17 protein-coding genes and 1 pseudogene are annotated in these 20,790 nt (G+C 60.5%); 9 read left to right on the top strand and 9 right to left on the bottom strand.

Features of this window, described 5'->3' with window-relative positions; translation table 11 throughout:
* The first annotated feature begins 11 nt into the window (after positions 1 to 11).
* The 7 genes from KVQ82_RS11615 (at position 12) to KVQ82_RS11585 (ending at position 7,838) form a co-directional block, all read left to right on the top strand.
* The gene (locus KVQ82_RS11615; RefSeq protein WP_222018919.1) at positions 12 to 1,013 is read left to right on the top strand and encodes a polysaccharide deacetylase family protein; all 1,002 of its coding nucleotides are present in this window, start codon (positions 12 to 14) and stop codon (positions 1,011 to 1,013) included.
* Positions 1,010 to 2,314: a lipopolysaccharide biosynthesis protein gene (locus KVQ82_RS11610; protein WP_222018918.1), complete on the top strand. Its 1,305-nt coding sequence runs from the start codon at positions 1,010 to 1,012 to the stop codon at positions 2,312 to 2,314. Before KVQ82_RS11615 ends, KVQ82_RS11610 begins: the two co-directional genes overlap by 4 nt.
* Complete coding sequence (locus tag KVQ82_RS11605) at positions 2,311 to 4,230, top strand: hypothetical protein (RefSeq protein WP_222018917.1); 1,920 nt, start codon at positions 2,311 to 2,313, stop codon at positions 4,228 to 4,230. Before KVQ82_RS11610 ends, KVQ82_RS11605 begins: the two co-directional genes overlap by 4 nt.
* Before the next feature lie 224 nt (positions 4,231 to 4,454).
* Positions 4,455 to 5,144, top strand: a complete 690-nt coding sequence (locus tag KVQ82_RS11600) for a GNAT family N-acetyltransferase (RefSeq protein ID WP_007961305.1) — start codon at positions 4,455 to 4,457, stop codon at positions 5,142 to 5,144.
* A gap of 4 nt (positions 5,145 to 5,148) precedes the next feature.
* Complete coding sequence (locus KVQ82_RS11595; protein ID WP_222018916.1) at positions 5,149 to 6,327, top strand: GNAT family N-acetyltransferase; 1,179 nt, start codon at positions 5,149 to 5,151, stop codon at positions 6,325 to 6,327.
* A complete protein-coding gene (locus KVQ82_RS11590; protein ID WP_198758481.1) occupies positions 6,299 to 7,090 on the top strand; it encodes a ChbG/HpnK family deacetylase in 792 nt (263 codons plus the stop codon). The genes KVQ82_RS11595 and KVQ82_RS11590 overlap by 29 nt, the downstream gene beginning before the upstream one ends.
* A gap of 55 nt (positions 7,091 to 7,145) precedes the next feature.
* On the top strand, positions 7,146 to 7,838 hold the full coding sequence (locus KVQ82_RS11585; RefSeq protein WP_222018915.1) for a GNAT family N-acetyltransferase: 693 nt from the start codon (positions 7,146 to 7,148) through the stop codon (positions 7,836 to 7,838).
* A 307-nt stretch (positions 7,839 to 8,145) separates the two neighbouring features.
* On the opposite strand, the gene KVQ82_RS11580 is transcribed toward KVQ82_RS11585, so the two are convergent.
* Positions 8,146 to 8,952 carry a class I SAM-dependent methyltransferase gene (locus KVQ82_RS11580; protein ID WP_222018914.1) on the bottom strand — a complete coding sequence of 269 codons (807 nt, stop codon included), beginning with the start codon at positions 8,950 to 8,952 and terminating at the stop codon, positions 8,146 to 8,148.
* A 199-nt stretch (positions 8,953 to 9,151) separates the two neighbouring features.
* Complete coding sequence (locus tag KVQ82_RS11575) at positions 9,152 to 10,039, bottom strand: LysR family transcriptional regulator (protein WP_041066230.1); 888 nt, start codon at positions 10,037 to 10,039, stop codon at positions 9,152 to 9,154.
* 129 nt (positions 10,040 to 10,168) lie between these two features.
* Between KVQ82_RS11575 and KVQ82_RS11570 the strand changes: the two genes are divergently transcribed.
* Together KVQ82_RS11570 and KVQ82_RS11565 are read left to right on the top strand one after the other, a co-directional pair.
* The gene (locus KVQ82_RS11570; protein WP_222018913.1) at positions 10,169 to 11,185 is read left to right on the top strand and encodes an alpha/beta hydrolase; all 1,017 of its coding nucleotides are present in this window, start codon (positions 10,169 to 10,171) and stop codon (positions 11,183 to 11,185) included.
* A gap of 207 nt (positions 11,186 to 11,392) precedes the next feature.
* On the top strand, positions 11,393 to 12,820 hold the full coding sequence (locus KVQ82_RS11565; RefSeq protein ID WP_222018912.1) for a mechanosensitive ion channel family protein: 1,428 nt from the start codon (positions 11,393 to 11,395) through the stop codon (positions 12,818 to 12,820).
* A gap of 87 nt (positions 12,821 to 12,907) precedes the next feature.
* Here KVQ82_RS11565 and ycaC read toward each other — a convergent pair whose 3' ends face one another.
* The 7 genes and pseudogenes from ycaC to KVQ82_RS11530 form a co-directional block, all read right to left on the bottom strand.
* A complete protein-coding gene (ycaC, locus tag KVQ82_RS11560; RefSeq protein WP_047293334.1) occupies positions 12,908 to 13,531 on the bottom strand; it encodes an isochorismate family cysteine hydrolase YcaC in 624 nt (207 codons plus the stop codon).
* A 68-nt stretch (positions 13,532 to 13,599) separates the two neighbouring features.
* The gene (locus KVQ82_RS11555; RefSeq protein WP_222018911.1) at positions 13,600 to 15,438 is read right to left on the bottom strand and encodes an amidohydrolase; all 1,839 of its coding nucleotides are present in this window, start codon (positions 15,436 to 15,438) and stop codon (positions 13,600 to 13,602) included.
* 45 nt (positions 15,439 to 15,483) lie between these two features.
* Positions 15,484 to 16,110 carry an antibiotic biosynthesis monooxygenase gene (locus KVQ82_RS11550; protein WP_041066216.1) on the bottom strand — a complete coding sequence of 209 codons (627 nt, stop codon included), beginning with the start codon at positions 16,108 to 16,110 and terminating at the stop codon, positions 15,484 to 15,486.
* Positions 16,103 to 16,519 carry a DoxX family protein gene (locus tag KVQ82_RS11545; RefSeq protein WP_222018910.1) on the bottom strand — a complete coding sequence of 139 codons (417 nt, stop codon included), beginning with the start codon at positions 16,517 to 16,519 and terminating at the stop codon, positions 16,103 to 16,105. Before KVQ82_RS11545 ends, KVQ82_RS11550 begins: the two co-directional genes overlap by 8 nt.
* 237 nt (positions 16,520 to 16,756) lie before the next feature.
* Entirely contained in the window at positions 16,757 to 18,427 is a 1,671-nt protein-coding gene (locus KVQ82_RS11540) for a hypothetical protein (protein ID WP_222018909.1), read from the bottom strand.
* 214 nt (positions 18,428 to 18,641) lie between these two features.
* Positions 18,642 to 18,761 (bottom strand): annotated as a pseudogene (locus tag KVQ82_RS11535) (LysR family transcriptional regulator); the annotation flags it as partial.
* A gap of 131 nt (positions 18,762 to 18,892) precedes the next feature.
* Positions 18,893 to 20,776 (bottom strand): hypothetical protein, encoded by a 1,884-nt coding sequence (locus tag KVQ82_RS11530; RefSeq protein ID WP_222018908.1) that lies wholly within the window; start codon positions 20,774 to 20,776, stop codon positions 18,893 to 18,895.
* Positions 20,777 to 20,790 lie beyond the last annotated feature (14 nt).

Genomic DNA, 20,790 nt, shown 5'->3' with positions numbered 1-20,790 from the left:
GGAGCGAAGCCATGGCGATCAAACAATTAATAAAACGCACCAGTGGCTGGCTTTACCTCAATTCCCCGGTGGGACGCAATCAGCTGCACGGCGCCGGGGTGATCCTGATGTTGCACCGGGTGCTGGCCAACGACCGCGCCGCCGACCTGCCGCACCGCAATGAGCTGTGTGTCGGACCGAAAGCCTTCGAGCACCTGCTGGTGTGGCTGCGCCGACACTTCGATTGCGTGCCGCTGATGGACATCCTCACGCCCACCGCATTACGCAGCGACCGTCCACGGGTGGCGCTGACCTTCGACGATGGCTGGCGCGACAACGCGGTCAATGCGTTCCCGCTGCTGCAAAAACATCAGGTGCCGGCGAGCATCTTTCTCTCCACCGATTTCATCGGCAGCCGCCAGCGCTTCTGGTGGGAAAGCCTTGGCGAGACCTTGTGGGGCAGCCATGGCGAAAAGGCCCGCATGCACTTGATCGAATACCTGCACATGATCCACCACCCACTGCCGGTACTGGTCGATGACATCGATGTCGACCGCCGCAGCCTGTCGCTGCTGCACTACCTGCAAAGCCTCAAAGACCTTGAACCGGCGATGCTCGAACGCTTGACCGACGAATGCCCGCCCGAAGCGCAGCCGCAAGCGCTGGACTGGCACCAGGTGCGGGCGCTGGAAGCCTCGGGGCTGGTGCGTTTCGGCCCGCACGGCGCCAGCCACGCGATCCTCACGGAACTGGACGATGTGCGCCTGAGCGAAGAAATCCGCCGCAGCCGCAACGCCCTGAACAATGGCTGCAACCGGCCGTTGCCGGTGTATTGCTACCCCAACGGCAACAACGACGACCGTGTGCGCAAACAGATGGCTGCCCACGATTACCCGTTCGCGCTGGGCACCGGCACCGGCATCTATCGCGGTGAAGGCGATCCACTGAACCTGCCACGTTTCGGCGTCAGCCAACGCACCGCGCGCAATCCCGAGCTGCTGTCGTGGCGCATCTTTCGTGGAAACCGGCCATGAGCCGCAGCCATTACCTCAAGCATCTGGCGCTGAGCATGGGCACCAAACTGGCGATGATCGCCTTGCGTTTGCTGCGCAACGTGTTGCTGGCGCGGATCCTCGGCCCCAGTGAGCGCGGGCTGTTTGCGCTGCTCAGCACCTTGCCCGATCTGATCAGCGCTGCCACCAGTGGCGGGTTGAATTCAGCCGTCGGTTATCAGGCCGCCAAGCAACGGCCGATGGGGCTGCTGCTGAGTCAGGTGCTGGTGTTTGGTTGCTTACTCGCCGGTCTGCTGACCCTGCTGGTGGTGGCGCTGGTGCGAGAGTTCGGCAGTGAACTGGATGTCACCGTGCAGCTCGGTCTGCTGGCGTGGCTGTTGCTGCTGGCGGTGCCGCTGACCGTGCTGAAAAGCGGCCTGCTGACCCTGCACAACGCCTCCGGTGGCGTGGTTGCGTTCAACGCCTTGCGCCTGACCGAGTCACTGGCGCCGCTGCTGCTGTTTCTCGCGCTGTTCTGGATGTGGAAAAGCGCGGCGCTGGAAGCGGCGTTGATCAGTTGGCTGGCCGGAATCAGCCTGGTGGTGCTGGCCGGTTGGGTCTGGCTCAAACGCGCTCAACCGCTGCACCTGCAATGGGATCGTGCCAGCCAGAACGAACTGCTGCGCTACAGCGCGCGCAGCCATCCGGACCTGCTGTTCCAGCAAGTGATTCTGCGCTCGGATTACCTGTTCATCGGCGCCCTGCTCGGCAGCACCGCGCTGGGGCATTATGCGATGGCCAGCGCCGCCGCCGAACTGCTGCTGATCGTCCCGGAAGCAGTGACCACGCCGCTGATGAAACGCCTGTTGCAACAAGACGAAGGCATGGACAAGGTCACCCCGCTGGCCCTGCGCCTGACCGCCACGGTGATGCTCGGTGCGTGCCTGAGCATGGCCGTGATCGGCAACTGGCTGATCGTCACCCTGTTCGGCATCGCTTACCAACCGGCGTATCCGGCGCTGCTCGCCTTGCTGCCGGGGCTGCTCGGCCTGTGCTACGCGAGCATCCTGCGTCTGGACCTGCTGGGGAAAAACCGCCCCGGTACGGTGTCGCTGCTGATGGGCCTCGGCGCCCTGCTCAACCTGGCGCTGAACCTGGTGTTGATTCCGGCCTACGGCATCGTCGGTGCAGCGGCGGCATCGTCGATTGCCTACCTGGCCGTGACCGTGGCGATGCTGGTGTTGTACTGCCGTTTAAGCGGCGTGGCGTTTTGGCAAACCTTGATCATCCTGCCCAGCGATGTCGCGCCGATGTGGCAGATGCTGCACCGGAAGGCCGCATGAAAGGCCTGCTCCTGCTGCTCGGTCTCGGCCTGTCGCTGGACGCCTTTGCCGCGTCGATGCGCTGGGGCGAGATCCGCGACGGCAGCCTGTATCTGCAAGCCGATCGCCCGGACACCGTGACCATTCGCTGGACCCCGGCGTGGCAGGCCGACGCCAACGAAGAGCATCTGTACCTGCTCGACGGCCGGGGCAAATTGCAGGGCGAGCGCTTGATCAAGGCCAGCGAAACCCGTGGCAGCCAGAGCTGGCCGCTGCTGCCGGGCGCTGCCAGTTATCGCCTGGAAATTCCTGGCTACAGCTTCCGCAATTATCGGGTCGAACACGATGAGCACACCGTGGCGCTGTTCGAGCCGGCCAAGGTGCATTTCAGCGCGCAGACACAGAACGGCGACGAGCTGTATTTCAAGGTGGCGTCGGGGGAACACGCGGTGCTGGCCGGCAAGTTTCATGGCGGGGTCAACGCGCTGCAGGCGCAACGGGTGGGCGATGATCAGCCACTGACGCTGGCGCTCAAACCCTATCGCGCCTACTGGCAGTTCGATCAACTGGCGTTGCCGGTCAGCGAGCGCGAACAGGTCTGGCGCCTGCGCCTGCAAGGCAGCGGCAAAGCGGCGTTCTGGCTCGACGGCACGGCCAATCGGTTTGCGCAGACTGCGCAGCAACTCAAACCCGTGCGCGAAGAGACCGGCCAGATCCACCTGAACCTGCACGACAAAATCCTCGGACGCACCCCGGATCTGGGCATCGCCCTGCCCTATGTGATGCCGCCCGCCAGTAGCCATGCGGTGCTGGATGCGTTGAAAGCGACCGCCGCCAGTTACTACAGTTTTGTCGATGTCACGGCGAAGAATCCGCACTTCGAAGACGCGTTCCGCAAGGTTTATCAGGAGCGCTTCGGCATCCGTCAGGACATCACCTTGCTCGCCGGCAGCCAGCGTCAGGCCGATCTGCGCGCCGACGTGCAAAGCAATGGCGGGCTCGACGCGTGGCTGGCCGGCACCCGCGCCTTGGGCGGCACGGGCACGCACTACATCGGTTTTGCCGATGAGCCGAACCTCAACTATTCGAGCTTCGAGCAATACCGGGCGATTTTCGCCAGCATGGCCAGGCAAGTGCGCAGCGATCCGGCAAATGCCAGGGCCGGTGTGCGCATCGCCATGCCGGCCAGTTCGCGGCTGGTCAACGGGCCGTTCGCCGATAACGCGGCAGACAAGCGTGGCATCGACTGGGCGCGGCGCTTGCTAGGTGAATCCGCCGAGCAGATCGACGCGCTGGCGTGGCACGAATGGATGATCCGCGACTTGCTCGCCACCCGGGTCTACCGCGACAGCGTGCGCCGCGCTGCCGAACTGGTTGGCCTCGACGCTCGCGGCCAACCGCGCAAGGCCTTGCTGCTGGATCAGACCAACCTGTCCAGCGGCTCCAGCCTCAGCCCCTACGATCAAGAAACCCGGTACGCCGCGCTGTGGTGGACGTCGGTGGTGATCAACGCTTCGCAGGACGGTTTGCTGAGCATGCTCAACTGGTTTCAGGCCGCCGATGAGCCGGAATACCCCAAAGGCATGATCCGGGTCCTGGGCGCTGAGGGTTTCGAGCTGAAACCGGTGGGGCTGGCCCAGCAGTTCATCGCGCAGCACTGGCTGCATCAGGTGCTGTGGCTGGAGAACGACGGCTTCGAAGTCGATGTGCTGGCGATGGCCGGCGACGACCAGCGTGGCCTGCTCGGTGTGAACAAGGGCACGCGTTTGCAGCGGGTCGACCTGAGTGGTGCCAAGTGCCCACTCAACAACGGTGCGTTGCGTTACTTCGGCGCAGACAACCGCAGCCGCGACGCACCATTTGCCTGCCGCGAAGGACGCGTCAGCTTCGACTTGCCAGGGCAAACCCTGTTCGCGTTGAGCTGGAGCGCGTCATGAACATAACCCCGATCAGTCATGAGAAAAGCCAGGCGAACATAAACTCTGTGGTGAGGGGATTTATCCCCGATGGGCTGCGAAGCGGCCCGGGGTTTTCAAGATTAAAAGCGACGACTGCTGCGCAGCCGATCGGGGATGAATCCCCTCGCCACAGGAATCCCCTCACCACAGGAATTCCCTCACCACAAGGGTTCGCCGTGCCAAAGAGTTCAGGAGTACAGAACATGGGTACCGTCAGCAAACTCAGCCAGCACATCAAACAAAAAGGCCTGCGCGCCACCCTCGCCAAGGCGTGGAAGCATTACGTGTTTTTCCATCAGGAGCTGCTGTGGATGGAGCGCGACCTGGTCAGTCCGGTGCCACCGCACAGCCTCAAACCGTACCCGCCGCTGCGGGTGGTAAAAATCACCGCCGACAACGCCAGCGCCTTTGCCCGCTACTTCGGCGACCGCGTCGGGACCATGGCCGAGCTGGCCAACGAAGGGCACACCGGGCACATGCACCTGGACGATCAGGGCGATGCCGTGGCGTTCATCTGGGGCAGCGCACGGGACTACTTCGACCGGCATTACTACGGCTGCCTGTTCCCGGTAAAACCAGGGGAATTCTTCGAGTTCGGCGGCGAGCTGACCCGCGCCTACTGGGGCAGCGAACTGTCGGTAGACCTGCAACTGGAACTGTGGAAAGCCATGGCGGCCCAAGGCTGCGACAAGGTGGTGGATGTCTGCGAATTCCACAACATCCCGGCGCTGAAACTGCATTTGCGCATGGGGTACACCGAGCAAGGCCGGATCATGAACGTCTACACCCTGTTCGGTCGCTGGCGCTTCTACCGCGAAACCCGCTACAGCGGCTCGCGGCTGGATGCGCTGCGCAAACCGTCCCGTCCACCTGTCACAGCCACGGCGGCCTGAATCTATGGTGACGCGATTCGAATGGTGCACTTCGCTGTGCGCCGCCGATTTCCCGGCAGTCGCCTATGAGGCGCTGCGCCTGCGGGTGAGCGATCACACGCCGTTCAACCAACTGGGCTGGTTGTGCGCGGCAGAGCAGGCACTGAGCGCGGGCGAGAGCCTGCACATCCTGCTCGGTTGGGAAGCGGACGAATTGCGCCTGTGCCTGCCACTGGTGGCGGGCCGCGAGCGCTTTGCCGGCGTGCCGTTTCGCGTGTTGCATCACTTGGGCCATCCACTGGCGGACCGACTGGCGCTGCTGTCGTTGCTCGAGGGCGATGACATGCGCGAAGCCCTGCGCCTGATCCGCCGACACCTGCCGCACGCGCTGCTGCAACTCAACGAGTTATCCGAGCCTGCGGGTGAAGAAAGCGCTCTCACCCCATGGATGGCCCACAGTTCGACGGGCGAACGCCGTCTCAGTTGCCGGGTGCCGGTGCATCTGATCAGCGAGGCGGATCACCAGGAGGTCTCCGGTGACCCGCGCTACAAGCTGCGCCGGGCGCGCAAACGGATTGCCGCGTGTGGCGCCCTGGTGCGGCGCATTACCCCCGACGCGCTGAGCATGGGTCCACTGTTGGGGGCGATCAGCGAAGTCGAAGCGGTGAGCTGGAAAGGTGACGAAGGCGTGGGAATCTTCGCCAGCGAGCGCAGTCGGCAATGGATCGAACGCGCCTTCACCGCCCTCGCCGGCCAGGGCCTGGTGCGGGTGGTGACGCTGGAACTCAACGGGCGTTGCATCAGCTATCGCCTCGGCTTGCTGGAACAGGGTCGACTCTACGATTACAACCTCGCGTTCCTGCCGCAATACGCCGATCTGGGCAGCGGCCGGGTGTTGCTGGAGGAATGGATTCGCTGGGGGCTGGATGAGCACTGGCGCTGGATCGATGCCTCGCGGGTCAGCCTGGAAAACTCCAGCCACCAGTTACACGAGCGCATGACCGGCCAACTGGAACACTGGCGCTGGAGCTTCTATTCCTGGCGCCCCAGCGGGATATTGCTGGGGCTGGGGTTGCGCCTCTGGCATCGCTTGAAACCGACGGTGCAGCAATGGCGCGCGCGACGTGCAGCCAGACCGGCACCCACACCTGTCGTCATCACCACGGAGGGCGATCATGCCTCGCCAAGTCATAGTCAACGCTGACGATTTCGGTTTGAGCCCGAACGAAAACGCGACGATCTTCGCCGCGTTTCAGGCCGGGGTCATCAGCTCGGCCACGGCCATGGCCAACATGCCGGCATTTGAGGCGGCCTGTGTGATGGCCCGGCATGCGTCGCTGCAAGGTCGGGTCGGGTTGCACTTCAATTTGACTTACGGTCGACCGCTGAGTGCTTCGATTCTGCGCAGCCGAACCTTTTGCGATGGCCACGGCGTGTTCGATCTGAGCCTGCCACGCCATAGCCTGTGGCTGAGTCGCGAAGATCGCGACGCAGTACGAGAAGAGTTGCAGGCGCAGTGGCAGCGTTGTGTCGAGCATGGCGTACGGCCAAGCCACATCGACTCGCACCAACACGTGCACAACATCTGGCCGATTGGTGAAATCGTCGCGCGGTTTGCCGCTCAGCAAGGCGTGCCGATTCGCCTGGCGCGCAATCTGGGGCAGAACCTCAGTCTGCCGAAACGCGTGTTCAAAGGTTTGCTCAATTGGCGCTTGCAGAGTCTGGCCGGCGCCACGGCGGACTACGTGTGCACGCCAGTGGACCTGCGCAACGCCCCCGCACCGAGCGACGGCGTGCTGGAAATCGTCGCCCACCCCAATCAGCTCGACAGCGATTTCGGCGATGCCTATCTCAACCCCGGAGAATCCCTGAACCGCGTGCTGGAGCAGCGGCTGACGGGGGTACCGCGGGTGTCCTATGCCGATTTGAACAAGGACTTTTTACGGGGTGCCGCGGCACTCGATTGATTCATTCTCACAACAGCAACATCCACCACACCGGGCCTCGGCCACGGAGGGCAACATGAGTGTTATCGAAAAGCTGCGCGAACGCATCCGTCAAAAAGGCCTCGGCCGTCTCTTCGCCACCCTGTGGAAACGCTACGTGTTCTTCCACTGGGAGCTGCTGTGGATGGAGCGCGACCTGGTCTCCCCGGTGCCGCCGCACAAGCTGCGCCCCTACGAAGGCTTGCGCAAAGTCGATATCACCCCGCTGAACACCGGGGCGTTCGCCAAACACTTCGGCGATCGCGTCGAGACCATGGCCGAACTCGCCGCCGAGGGTCACACCGGACACATGTACCTCGATGCCGACGGCCACGCGGTGGCCTTCATCTGGGGCAGCATTCGCGACTACTACGACCGCCACTATTACGGCTGCTGGTTTCCGGTGAAACCTGGCGAGTTCTTCGAATTCGGCGGCGAAATGGCCCGGCCGTATTTCGGCACCAGCCTGTCGGTGGACGTACAAGTCGCCCTCTGGGAAGCCATGGCGGCTCAAGGCTGCGACAAAGTCGTCGACGTCTGCGAAACCCACAACATCCCGGCGCTGAAGCTGCACATCCGCATGGGCTACCACGAACAGGGCCGCGTCACCCACGTCTACGGCCTGTTCGGCCGCTGGCGCTTCTACCGCGAAAGCCGCTATGACGGCTCACGCCTGGAACCCCTGCGCAAACCTGGGCGGCCAGTGGTGAGTGCGGCGGCGCAGGCGTGATTCAATCGTAAAAGCGATGGCGGCCATTTGGCCGCCATCGCGAGCAGGCTCGCTCCCACATTGGATTTGTGTACGACACCATCTTCGAGCCATCGCCTATGTGGCACAGGCTTGCTCAAACATTCAGAAGGGTCAAACGGGCGAAGTTGGTTCTGATTCTTTCAGCCAGACTTGAGATCTTGCCGACGCCTTCGCTGGCAAGCCAGCTCCCACAGGTGTTCAGGTGTCCTCGCTATTTTCGTGCGAACCAAAAAACTGTGGGAGTCTGGCTTGCCAGCGATGAGGCCCGTTGGATCGATGGAAAACTTCAGGCCTTGCTGGCGACCAAGGTGAAGCACAGCGGCATCTGCGCTGGCCGATTCAGGTACTGGTCATACACCTCTTCGCGGTTCGAATGTGCATATTCCCTGAAGTGTGCGATGTTCAGCCCGGCGGCGATGGCGCCGCTGAAGATCGCGCCGAGGGTGTGCACGAACCAGTAGGACTTGGCAGCCTGCTGCTCGACCTTGCCAACGTAGACAATCGGTTCTTCCTGCACGAATGGCTCGGCGCGGAAGTAGGAGCTGGCGAGGCGGTGCGGGTCTTCGCCTTCAGGATCAACCATTTCCAGAAACGGATGGGTTTCATAGATCACCAGTTTGCCACCCGTTTTCAGGGTTAACGCCACGTGGCGAAAGAACTCGCCGATGTCGGGCATCCAGTTCAGCACGCCGATGGTGATCAGCGCCACGTCGAAGCGGCTGTGCAGCGCAGCCGGCAGGTGATGGATATCGCATTCGATGAATTCAGCGTTGTACGGCGAGCGCTGGTTCAACTCACGGGCCTGTTCGAGAAACGCCTCCGATTGATCGACGCCGACCACACTGCGTGCACCGAGGGCAAACAGCGACAGGCTTTCGCGACCGTTGTTGCAACCGAGTTGAATCAACTCTTTACCGTCCACGCCGACCTGTTCCAGCAGACCGCGCAAGGTGTCGTCGAGGCAGGAAAAGTCTGCCTGCGAAACGTCGTTCAACAGCGCTTGCCATTCCGCCGATTCACGGTGATGGCGAGCGGAATCGTTCCACGCCTGTCGATTGCTGTCGATGGCGGTTTTATTGTTGGGCACTTCCATGGCGCACTCCGGACGATGCTCGTGATTGAGCGGCCCCGAGTCTAGAACAGCCCGATCAATACGGTTGTTGCGACTTTGTAAGCCGCACCGCCGATCCACTGTGGGAGCTGGCTTGCCAGCGATAGCGGCGGTTCAGCCAAATCATCATCGACTGAAACACCGCTATCGCGAGCAGGCTCACTCCTGTAGTTCGGAGCGCCTACATCTGATTCAGGCGTTCACGCAGGAATTCGACCAGTGCCTGCACCGGGCGCGACGCCTGGCGATGCTGCGGGTAGACCGCCGACAGGGTCAGCGGTTCGGGCCTGTAGTCGTCGAGTACCGGCACCAGTCGCCCGTCCTTCAGCGCCGCGCCGACGATGAACGTCGGCAGATAGGTAATCCCCATTCCCTGCACCGCTGCATCCCTCAGCAGCTCGCCGTTGTTCACCCGCATGCGCCCGGTGACGTTGACCAGCAGCGGCTTGCCCTGCCCCGCGTTGAAGCGCCATTGCACCGAACGACCATGGCCGTACGGCAGGCAGTCGTGGCTGTGCAGGTCTTCGGGGTTGAGCGGTGTGCCACGTTCGGCCAGATACGCCGGGCTGGCGCAGTACACCCGTTCGATGGCGGCGATGCGCCGGGCGATCAGCGTCGAGTCTTCCAGCACACCGATGCGCAACGCCAGGTCATAACCTTCTCCGAGCAGGTCCACCGGGCGATCACTCAAATCCACCTCCACCGTGACATCGCGATAGCGCTGCAAAAACAGCGGCAACAGACAACCCAGATGCGCCACGGCAAACGACAGCGGCGCGCTGAGGCGAATCGTCCCGCGTGGTTCGGCGGTCTGCCCGGCGATGCCCTGTTCGACCTGCTCCACTTCGCCGAGCAGGCGCAGCGCCGATTCGTAGTAGCTCTGGCCCAGCGGCGTGACGTCGAGGCGTCGGGTGGAACGGTTCAACAACCGCACACCGAGGCGCTCTTCGAGCTGCATCAAACGGCGGCTGACGAACTGCTTGGACAGGCCCAATTGATCAGCCGCGGCCGTGAAGCTGCCGGAGTCCATGACCTGGCAAAAAATACGCATGTCTTCGAACGGGTTCATTGTCACTCTCTGGTGGACAGTTAAACGCTTTATAGCCGCTTTTTCACATTTCGACAGCTCATTAATCTGTGTTCACGGTTTGCAAACAGCCCGACACAACACCAACAACTTTCGAAAATGGAATTGAGCATGAACATCAAAAAAACCCTGACCGCATCCCTCCTCGCCCTGTCCATCGGCAACGCATTCGCCGCCGGCAGCCCAAGTGTCGAACACAACACCCAGGCCTTCCTCGAAGCCCTTGCCGCCGGCGGTGGCAAACCATTGGAACAGTTGAGCCCGAAGGATGCCCGTGCGGTGCTGACTGGCGCTCAGGCCTCGGTGAAAGTCGACCTCTCCGGGGTTGAAGTCAGCGACAAGACGATCAAGGTCGACGGCCAGACGATCAACCTCAAAGTGGTGCGGCCGGCCAAGGTCAAAGGCGAATTGCCGGTGTTCATGTTCTTCCACGGCGGCGGTTGGGTGTTGGGCGATTACCCGACTCACCAACGCCTGATTCACGATCTGGTGGTCGGCTCTGGCGCGGTCGCGGTGTACGTCGATTACACGCCGTCGCCGGAAGCGCAGTACCCGACAGCGATCAACCAGGCCTATGCGGCGACAAAATGGGTTGCGGAAAACGGCAAGCAGATCGGGGTCGATGGCAAGCGTCTGGCGGTGGCCGGCAACAGCGTCGGCGGCAACATGGCGGCGGTCGTGGCGTTGATGGCCAAGGAACAGAAAACCCCGGCCCTGCGCTTCCAGTTGCTGATGTGGCCGGTGACCAACGCCGGGTTCGATAACGGCTCGTACCAGCAATTTGCCGAGGGCCACTTCCTGACCAAGGGCATGATGCAGTGGTTCTGGGACAACTACACCACCAACCCGGCCGAACGCGCACAGATCCACGCCTCGCCGCTCAACGCCAGCGCCGAACAGCTCAAGGGCCTGCCCGCCGCGCTGGTACAGACCGCCGAGTTCGACGTATTGCGTGACGAAGGCGAAGGCTACGCACGGCATCTGGATGCGGCCGGCGTGCCGGTGACCTCGGTGCGCTACAACGGGATGATTCATGACTTTGGTTTGCTCAACCCACTGAGCCAGATTCCCGAAGTGAAAGCGGCCGTGCGCCAGGCCGCAGCTGAGCTGAAGACGCATCTGAACTGAGGCCCCCTCCCTCGCCACACCCAACGGTGTGGCGAGTTTTTTGATTGCAAGAACCCTTGTGGTGAGGGGATTCATCCCCGATGGGTTGCGAAGCGACCCCACTGCCAACCAGAAAGGCAGGGGACTGCTGCGCAGTCCATCGGGGATGAATCCCCTGACAACTAAAGCCTCTTCAACACCGACGTTCATGCAGTTCCGGAGATCGCCATGTCCATCCTCCTCACCCACCTGCTGTCCTGGAGCGCCGCGCTGTTGCTGCTCGACGCCCTGCTCTGGCACCTCGCCCCGTTCAAGCACCGCGCGCCGCGGGTCGGTGTGCGGCTGGTGCTGTTTCTGGCATTCAGCGCGCTGGCCATCAATGCCGGCGTCAGCCCGTTGCAGGCTCCACTGTTTGCCGATGACCCGGTGACGCAGCTCGGGGCGACGGCGCTGGGCATTCTCTGGTGGCTGTACGCCGCGCGGGTGCTGACCGAAGTGATCGGCCTGATTCTGATGCGACGCATCGGCCACAGCGGTCGGCTGTTGCAGGACGTGATTGGCGCGCTGGTGTTTCTGGCGGCGATCGTCGCGGCCGCCGGGTATGTGCTGGAGCTGCCGGTCAAAGGCTTGCTGGCGACCTCCGGGGTGGTGGCGATCGTCGTCGGTCTGGCGTTGCAAAGCACCTTGAGCGACGTGTTCTCGGGGATCGTGCTCAACACCACCAAGCCGTATCAGGTCGACGATTTCGTGGTGATCGACGGTGTCGAGGGCAAGGTCATCGACATCGACTGGCGCGCCACGCATCTGTTGACCAGCACCGGCACGCTGGCCGTGGTGCCGAACTCGGTGGCGGCCAAGGCGAAGATCGTCAATCTCAGTCGCCCGACCAACCTGCACGGGGTCTCGATCAGCATCAAGGTGCCGAATCACATTCGCCCGCGGCGGGTGCTCGACGCCCTCGACCGCACGCTGCAAGGCAGCAGCAGTCTGCTGCTCAATCCGCCGCCCAAAGCCGTGTTGAAAGAGGCCGGCGAGGAGATGTCGGAGTATGTCGCCAGCGGTTTCATCAGTGAACTGGGCAAGAAAGGCGAAGTGCGCAATCAACTGTTCGACCTCGCCCACCGGCATCTCGAAGCTGCAGGTATTTCCCGGCATCCGGACGGTGTGATCGAACCCTCGACCCGCGCCCGGGCGTTGCTCGATGAAGTGAAAGTTTTCCGCTCGCTGAGCCATGAGGAACGTGATCGCCTCGCTGAATCGATGGTCGCGCAACAATACGCGGCCGGTCAGGTGGTGCTGGGGCTGGATGAAGTGCCCGACAGTCTGTTTGTCATCGCCACCGGCGTGGTCAGTGCCACCGTGCCCGACGGCGACGGCCAGACCGAGGCCGGACGCATGGGGCCAAGCGAGGTCATGGGCGAACAGAGCATCCTCGCCGATACGCCGTCGCAAGCGACGTTCACCGCACTGACGTCGAGCATCATCTACCGCCTCGACAAAGCCCTGACCCGTCAGTGCATGGAGCAGCGCAGCGAAGTCGGCCAAGCGTTGAACAAATTGCAGGCCGTGCGACAGCAGAACAGCCGGCTGGCGTTGATGGCCAAACCGGTGGCGGTGCGCAAAGGTGGTTTTTTGGGGTGGCTGCAGAAACGTTAAAAGCAAAAGATCGCAGCCTGCGGCAGCTCCTACATTGGAACGCGTTCCTCTGTAGGAGCTGCCGCAGGCTGCGATCTTTTGATCTTCTTACTTGGCAGTGAACTTGGTGTAGCTGTTGATCAGGTTGCGGTAGTTCGGCAGGCGTTCGGACAGCAGGTGCGCCAAGCCTTCCATGTCGTTGCGCCAGTCGCCTTGCAGCTCGCAGGCCACGGCAAACCAGTTCAGCAGATGTGCGCCGGCCGCCGACATGCGCGCCCACGCCGCTTGTTGCACGGTGGTGTTGAAGGTGCCGGAAGAATCGGTGACCACGAACACTTCATAACCTTCGGCGATGGCCGACAGGGTCGGGAATGCCACGCAGACGTCGGTCACCACACCGGCGATGATCAGTTGCTTGCGGCCGGTGGCTTTGATTGCCTTGACGAAGTCCTCGTTGTCCCAGGCATTGATCTGGCCAGGACGTTGAATGAACGGTGCATCCGGGAACTGCTCGCGCAGCTCAGGCACGATCGGGCCGTTCGGGCCGGCGTCGAAACTGGTGGTGAGGATGGTTGGCAGCTTGAAGAACTTGGCGATGTCGCCCAGTGCCAGCACGTTGTTTTTGAATTCGTTTGGCGAGAAATCCTGTACCAGCGAGATCAGACCGGTCTGGTGGTCGACCAGCAGCACGACCGCATCATCTTTGTTCAGACGCTTGTAGGGAACGCTCATGGGAAACTCCTCGGTGGATGGTTGTTGCGTGAGGCGCCGACCGGGTGGCCGGCGCTTTTTTGTAGTGATCAGAACGCGAAACAGGAACAGCCGAACGCGCCCCAGAAACCGGCGAAGTCACTGACCGGTGCGTTCGACAGTCGGGCTTTTTCATGGCTGTGCGCGTGCACCGCGCAGGCGCCAACGCACTGATGCACTTGCGCCTGCAAAGGCGAATTCGGGCGCCAGTGGCCCGGCACCTTGGCCACCGGCGACCAGTCCGGCAGCACGGGGATCGAGCGTGGGCCGAGGTCTTCGAAATCGCCGGCGGCGTAAACGATCTTGCCGCCGACCACGGTCAGCACCGACTCGATCCACTTGATCGCTTCTTCCTCGACGTGGAAGAAGTCCGCGCTCAGCGCCGCCAGATCCGCCAGTTGCCCGACCTTGATCTGGCCCTTCTTGCCCTGCTCGGACGAGAACCAGGCGCTGCCGTGGGTGAACAGTTCCAGCGCGGTGGTGCGCGGCAAACCTTCTTCGTACAACGCCAGACCGCCGACGGTGCGACCGCTGACCATCCAGTACAGCGACGTCCACGGGTTGTAGCTGGAAACCCGGGTGGCATCGGTGCCCGCGCCCACCGGCACGCCTTCGGCGAGCATGCGTTTGATCGGCGGCGTGGCTTCGGCGGCTTTCGCGCCGTAACGGTCGACGAAGTATTCGCCCTGGAACGCCATGCGATCCTGAATCGCGATGCCGCCGCCCAGCGCCCTCACCCGCTCAATGTTCTGCGGGGTGATGGTTTCGGCATGGTCGAAGAACCACGGCAGACCGTTGAACGGAATGTCGCGATTGACCTTCTCGAACACGTCGAGCATGCGGCTGATCGATTCGTTGTAGGTGGCGTGCAAGCGGAACGGCCAGCGCTGCTCGACCAGATGGCGCACCACCGGCTCCAGCTCCTGTTCCATGCTCTGCGGCAGGTCCGGGCGCGGTTCGAGGAAGTCTTCGAAGTCCGCCGCTGAGAACACCAGCATTTCGCCAGCGCCGTTGTGGCGCAGGAAGTCATCACCCTGATGCAACTTGACGCTGCCGGTCCAGTTCTGGAAATCGGTCAGCTCTTCTTTCGGTTTCTGGGTGAACAGGTTGTAGGCGATGCGCACGGTCAACTGGTCGTCTTTGGCCAGTTGCTCGATCACCTGATAGTCGTCGGGATAGTTCTGGAAACCACCGCCGGCATCGATCGCGCTGGTCAGGCCGAGGCGATTGAGTTCGCGCATGAACTGCCGGGTCGAGTTGACCTGATAGTCCAGCGGCAGCTTCGGCCCCTTGGCCAGCGTCGAGTACAGAATCATCGCGTTGGGTTTTGCCACCAGCATGCCGGTCGGATTGCCGTTGGCATCGCGCACGATCTCGCCGCCCGGCGGGTTCGGCGTGTCGCGGGTGTAACCGGCAACCCGCAGTGCGGCACGGTTGAGCAGCGCGCGGTCGTACAGGTGCAGGACGAACACCGGCGTATCCGGCGCGGCCTGGTTGAGTTCTTCGAGGGTCGGCATGCGTTTTTCGGCGAACTGGAATTCGTTCCAGCCACCGACCACGCGCACCCATTGCGGGGTCGGCGTGCGGTCGGCCTGCTCCTTGAGCATGCGCAGTGCATCAGCCAGCGACGGCACGCCTTCCCAGCGCAGTTCGAGGTTGTAGTTGAGGCCGCCACGGATCAGGTGCAGGTGCGAGTCGTTGAGGCCGGGGATCACGCAGCGCCCGTGCAGGTCGATCACTTGCGTGGCCGAACCACGCAGGGCCATGGCCTGGGTGTCGTTGCCGACGACGACAAAGCGTCCGTCCTTGATCGCCACAGCACTGGCGAGGGGTTTTTCGCGGTCTACCGTATGAAATTGGCCATTGAACAGAATCAGATCGGCGTTCATCGCAGTTCCTTCGAGATAAGTGAAACGAAGTCCGTATCCGCCCCTTCAGCGCGGCGGATGGGCGTTGGATTCCAGGTGTTCATGGGACTGACTGGCCGCCAGCCACGGCGCGAACAAGCGAGTGGCGGCCGGCATGCAGACGTACACCACCGACAGCACGATGGTCAGGGTGATCAGGAACGTGGCGACCACATAGTTGGACAGGAATGCATTGAGTTGCAGCAGCGGTCCCCAGATCAGCGGCACCAGCAAGGTGTGCGGCAGAATCACGAACAGCGTCACGACGGCCTGCTTCCAGCGCGGTGGTGGCGTGGCAGCGTCAACCAGTGGCGTGAACCAGAATTCGTTGGCCGCATTGACCTCGGTCTGGTCGCCGTCGGCGAGCATCGGCGCGGCTTCTTCGATCAGCGCCTGACGCTGTGGGGAGTCGAGCCAGCGCTGCATCGCCTCGGTCGAGCAATAACGCAGCACACAGGTGAACAGCGCGAGGCCACCCTGTTTACTGCGCATTACGTCCACACCCAGGTGCCCTTCTTCACGCCCCGCCACGCTGACGATATTGCGCAGCCAGGCTTCGTAGGGCTGTTCGAAGCCGGCCTTGACCCGGTGCTTGACGATCAGCGTCACGGTTTCTTCGGTTCCCGGTTTTCTCAGGGACGGGGTATCAGGCATAGCGAAGCACTCCGGGCAAACGCGCATTGAGCGCCAGCCGTCCGGGCCCGGCGATCAGCACAGTGGTGAAGAGGATCAACAGCAACCAGCCGAACTGCCCTTCGGCCACACTCCATTGCGGATGCACGAGCAGCAGCGCTACCAGCAGCACAAAAAGAATAGGCAAGCACGCCAGTCTCACCAGTATCCCGGCGACGATCAGTAGCGGACAGAGGACTTCGGCGAAGATCGCCAGGATCAACGTGAGGTGAGCACCGAGATGGAACGGGTCCTCGATGAGTTGCAGTTGCGCGGTGAAGTCCAGCAGCTTGGGCAAGCCGTGGACGAACAGTAGAAACAACCCGCCGGTCACCCGCAGAAACAGCAGGCCGAGGTTTTGCGCCCGGTCATTGCGTTGTACAGCGTTCATGGGCCCACCCTTGATCAATCATTGCCGGTAATGGTGCAACGATTGATCCAGGGGAAATTGGATGGGTGTGCTCTCTTTGCCTTGGAACGGTCGGGCTACAGCGGTGCGTCAGCCTTCAGCTCCAGATTATCCAGCGCCCGGTTCGCTGCCAACTCACAGAGCATGATCCATTGCGCGCCCCACAGAAAAACGGGCATTCATCGCTGACACTTGTAAATAAAACATTCATGTGTCACTTCAATAGCCCCCAAAGGAAGTGTCCAGTCCCGCTGCGGGCTCTCCAGGTGCAATCTGATCATCGGGGTCATAACTGAACACGTTAGTATCTGATGCCTCCATATCGACTTTTACTATCGGCAAAAATCGACCTGTCGTCTGGAAGTAATCGTGTTGACCAAACTGAGCCTGCAGCAAGCCCTTGCTGGTGTAGTGGCCCTTGAGGCTGTAGTAAAAAGCTTCAAGCGGAAGCTGTAAGGGTATGTCCTGAGGCCACGTGTGAATCATGACCTCATTCCATCCATCGCCATTCGGCACGCTGGGGCGAACATCGATGTTAAGTTGAAACTGTTCAGGATCAATATTGAAAGCACAACTTGTGCGCGGCTGTGCGGCATAGAGAGCAGCCCAACTCTCTACACTAGTGACACCCCGTTCGTCGCACATCTGCCCCCGAATTCGACAGGTGTCTTCTACTGGACGGGCTGTAGCTCCGTCAAAGGGATAGGCGCACATCACTCTGAGAGGAGTTGCTGCCGGCGCAAAGCTTTCACGAACAATGAAACCCTGTTGATGTACCGGCTTTGTCAAGTTTGCGTCCTTGCGCAGATAGGTAAATGAAACTCCATTATTGATGACGGAACCCGGACTGGGATTCCACATGTGGTAGCTTGTGGAGGCTTTGGTTCCCCTTATCAATACACCATTGCAATGAAATGCCGTTTTACCGCCTGAACAAGTTTTACTGGTATTCATGTATCTCGCGTTGAGCTGAGCAGCCACTTGATAACCGACATACAACTGATCTTGTTGATTGAAGCCAAATACTTTATCGGGTGCCAAGTCGAGAGCCAAACGTAATATGGGCAACCAATCGCCGGTGGCCTTGAAGTAGTCACGTTGATCTTTTTGAGCTCCCGCTAATGCTCCTTCATGTGTCACGTCATAAAAAAGCCCCAGAATCGGCATTTGCAAGGGTGCGCTGGCCTCCCAGTTGCGAATCTGTACTTGAGTGGGACGGGCTGACCACGCGGCATCGATCCCCTGATGAGCTATCAAACTTGCCTCAAATGTTTGTGGCTCTTGACTGCTGAAGGAACATTGAGCTGCCGGTTGCCAGTCATATTGTCGAAAATGTTCGATCCAACTCGCCGAATCATTGACCCCCAGGCTGGCACAGGAGCTTGGATCGGTCATTGCCGCGGCAGTCGGCACTTTCCATCCGCAACCAAATTCGGGATGCGTCGCTTGCAGAGGTAACTTGAACGGATACGCACAAAGCAGTTCCAGGTCCTTGCCTTGGCCGATAGCCGTGAATCCATCGCTGAACAAAACTCCATGTGCTGCATCGAGTGTTCGTGTACTGAGATCGGAGCGCAAGTAAACAAAGCTTTCCGCCCCCAGTTGGGACGACACCGCATCATGCTTCCAGAACTCTCCCTCTGACGGGCTTCCACGCGCCAGTACACCGCTACAGAAAAAGGCCGGTTTATCCCCCGGACACACTCGAGTGTTGTATTGAAAACTGCGATTGAGCAACTGTGCAACTTCCGGCCCCGTGACTCCCTGAGCGTTCGCGGTCAGTAGCGTAAGTATCAGGAATACAAGACATCCGAAGACCTTCGATTGCCTTGCCAATAGAAAGAAGTGAAAAGGTGAGCAGACAGTGTTTCCCGATATTTGAAAACTCATGACGAAAACTCCTGCCAACAAAAGAGGCGACGGAGCATTTAGACTCAAGATGAGCGGGGTTGGCTACTGTCAGAAATTACAGGTTTTGTCCTGTTCCGACAAAAGGCTCGATCGAATAATTACCTTCGATTATCGCGTGCAAAAAGTTCGCTCGGCGAAAGCCGAAAGGCCTTGTGGCTTATCGCACGCAACCACAATACCTTTGAACACCGCGCTAAACCGCCGGAATATCCAGCGGCGCCGCCATGAACTGACTGATCCGCGACCGCCGCCAGCGCTCCGCCGGGTCGTTGTCATGCACTCCGCTCCACGCCATCGACAGTTGCGCCGCATCACCGCAGGAGTGCACTGTTGATTCGACGGGGATATCTCACAAGCCGCTGGAATGATTGTCCGGCAACGCACAGCATCGTGCCCGATCAGAATCACTGGCCAGGCACGTGCAGCAACCATTCCATCATCCAATTAAGGCTTCAACGTGCCGGATATCCGCCCAGGCTGGGGCTTGTAATACTGATTTTTCACATTCCCCCCCCAAAGTACATAGCTACCATCCCTACGCCGTGCTGCAAACGATGGGTCATTGTGAGGGGGGGTTGGAGGAGGTACCTGATAAAACGGGTAACGCTTGATCGAATAAAGTTCGACAACATCTCTGCTCAGGTATCCAGCCAGCTCCGGAGGGATCGGTGGAATCTCGCCCGCGTCCTCCATGGCCAGAGTCGCCCCCCAGACAATGACCGCGCCGTAAACGCCGCCCTGGGTGGCAACCACACCATATGCACCATTTGTGCTGTACACGCCGGTAATTTTGCTGGCCATCAATGCCTGCCTCACCCCGGAACCAAATGCCCCGCCGTGCGTATTCATGCCCCAGGGTATGACCGCTTGGGTTCGACCATCAGCATATTGGCTCACCAGAAAAAAGCTCAGGTCATTTGCGTAAATTCTGACCTCGCCTGGAATCGTGATTGCACGGCTACCCACATGACTGCAGGCATAGCCGGGCCGGGGATTCATCTCCTTGATCACCGCTTCGATCTCGCTGCGAGTGGAATTGGTTATTGAGGCTCCACCGTAGCGTTGCGCCCCCCAGGACTCCGCCTCGCCACGTTCAGTAACCATACAGAAAGCCCAGCGTGATGCCTTGCACAGCATTACTCCGCCCCGCGCTGCGATCAATGATGCCGTCGCAGACATCAACCCTCCCTCCCCATCCAACCCCCAACTGACGGCCTTACGTCTGCCACGGGTAATCGCACAAAATGCTGTCGTAGACGCTATAACCGAACTCACGCCACCGTCGTCAATTATCGCCTCATACTTACTCGATGGAATCGCCCCCCCGTCAGCAGCTTTTCCCCATGTCGCGATGCTGCCGTCGCGGCCGATCGCACAAAAAGAAGCGGCAGCGGCAATAATTCGATCAACAAACATACCATTGAGGAGCACTTGAGCCTGGGCACTTATTGAACCTCCATTAGTTTGATTCCCCCACGCGTAAACCTTTCCGCCTTGGGTTCGCACTGCAAACGCATTTTCCGTGGCATGAATGGCGACAGGCTCATCAAAACGCAGAGCTCCCTGGATTTGCTCGGGAATTACATCACCGGAGTTTCTCAAACCAATAGCACCGATTCTATTGGCATCACCTGTAGCGTTTTTATAAATGAAAGCAAAGCAGACACGGTTACTGTATACCGATTTGATATCCGTCAATTTGACTGAGTGATTGGCGGGAATGTTGGCACCCCAGACCAACAACTGATTGCTTTCCCCATTATCAACTAACGCTGCAAAGTCTTTTTCAGTCGTGAACATTCGGGCCGCTGGATTGTTTTTCAAAAAGTTAACGATGTCAGGTGGTACCGGCAGGCCCCATCCCGTTTGACCTTCAAAATAAATATCCTGGGTGTCCGGGTCTATCAGGCCAAACGCGCCTCCCGTCGATACAAACACTCGATCCTGGGGTTCCGCACCATAAAAGGAAAAATTACCCCACTGTTTCAAAAAACTGTTCTCATTTTCTTCTGTACTGATCCCTTGAAATCCGGAGGTCACTTCTTTGGCGGCAGAGCTCACTTCTTCGCCCACCTCTCCTGTTGCGGAGACTGGGGTAACGCCAAATATGATGGTCCGATCGGTATAGGCGTTCTTGATTTTCAAGTCGATAGCTACCCCCTCCGGCGCCTCGATTGGCATGCCATTGAGATACCACTGGTAGCGAGAGCTGCCTTCTGGATTTTCATCAGCATTTTGGTAGCGATAGCTGCCACGCAAGTAACCACCCATTACCGGATCCCCGATGATGATGACGTCACGTGCAATAGGTTCGGCTTTAGTGCTCATCTCGAAATCCTCTA

The organism is Pseudomonas sp. AO-1, assembly GCF_019775695.1.
Classification (GTDB): Bacteria; Pseudomonadota; Gammaproteobacteria; order Pseudomonadales; family Pseudomonadaceae; genus Aquipseudomonas; species Aquipseudomonas parakoreensis.
The sequence above is the reverse complement of the archived record's forward strand: the minus strand, read 5'-3'. Positions and strand labels throughout refer to the sequence as shown.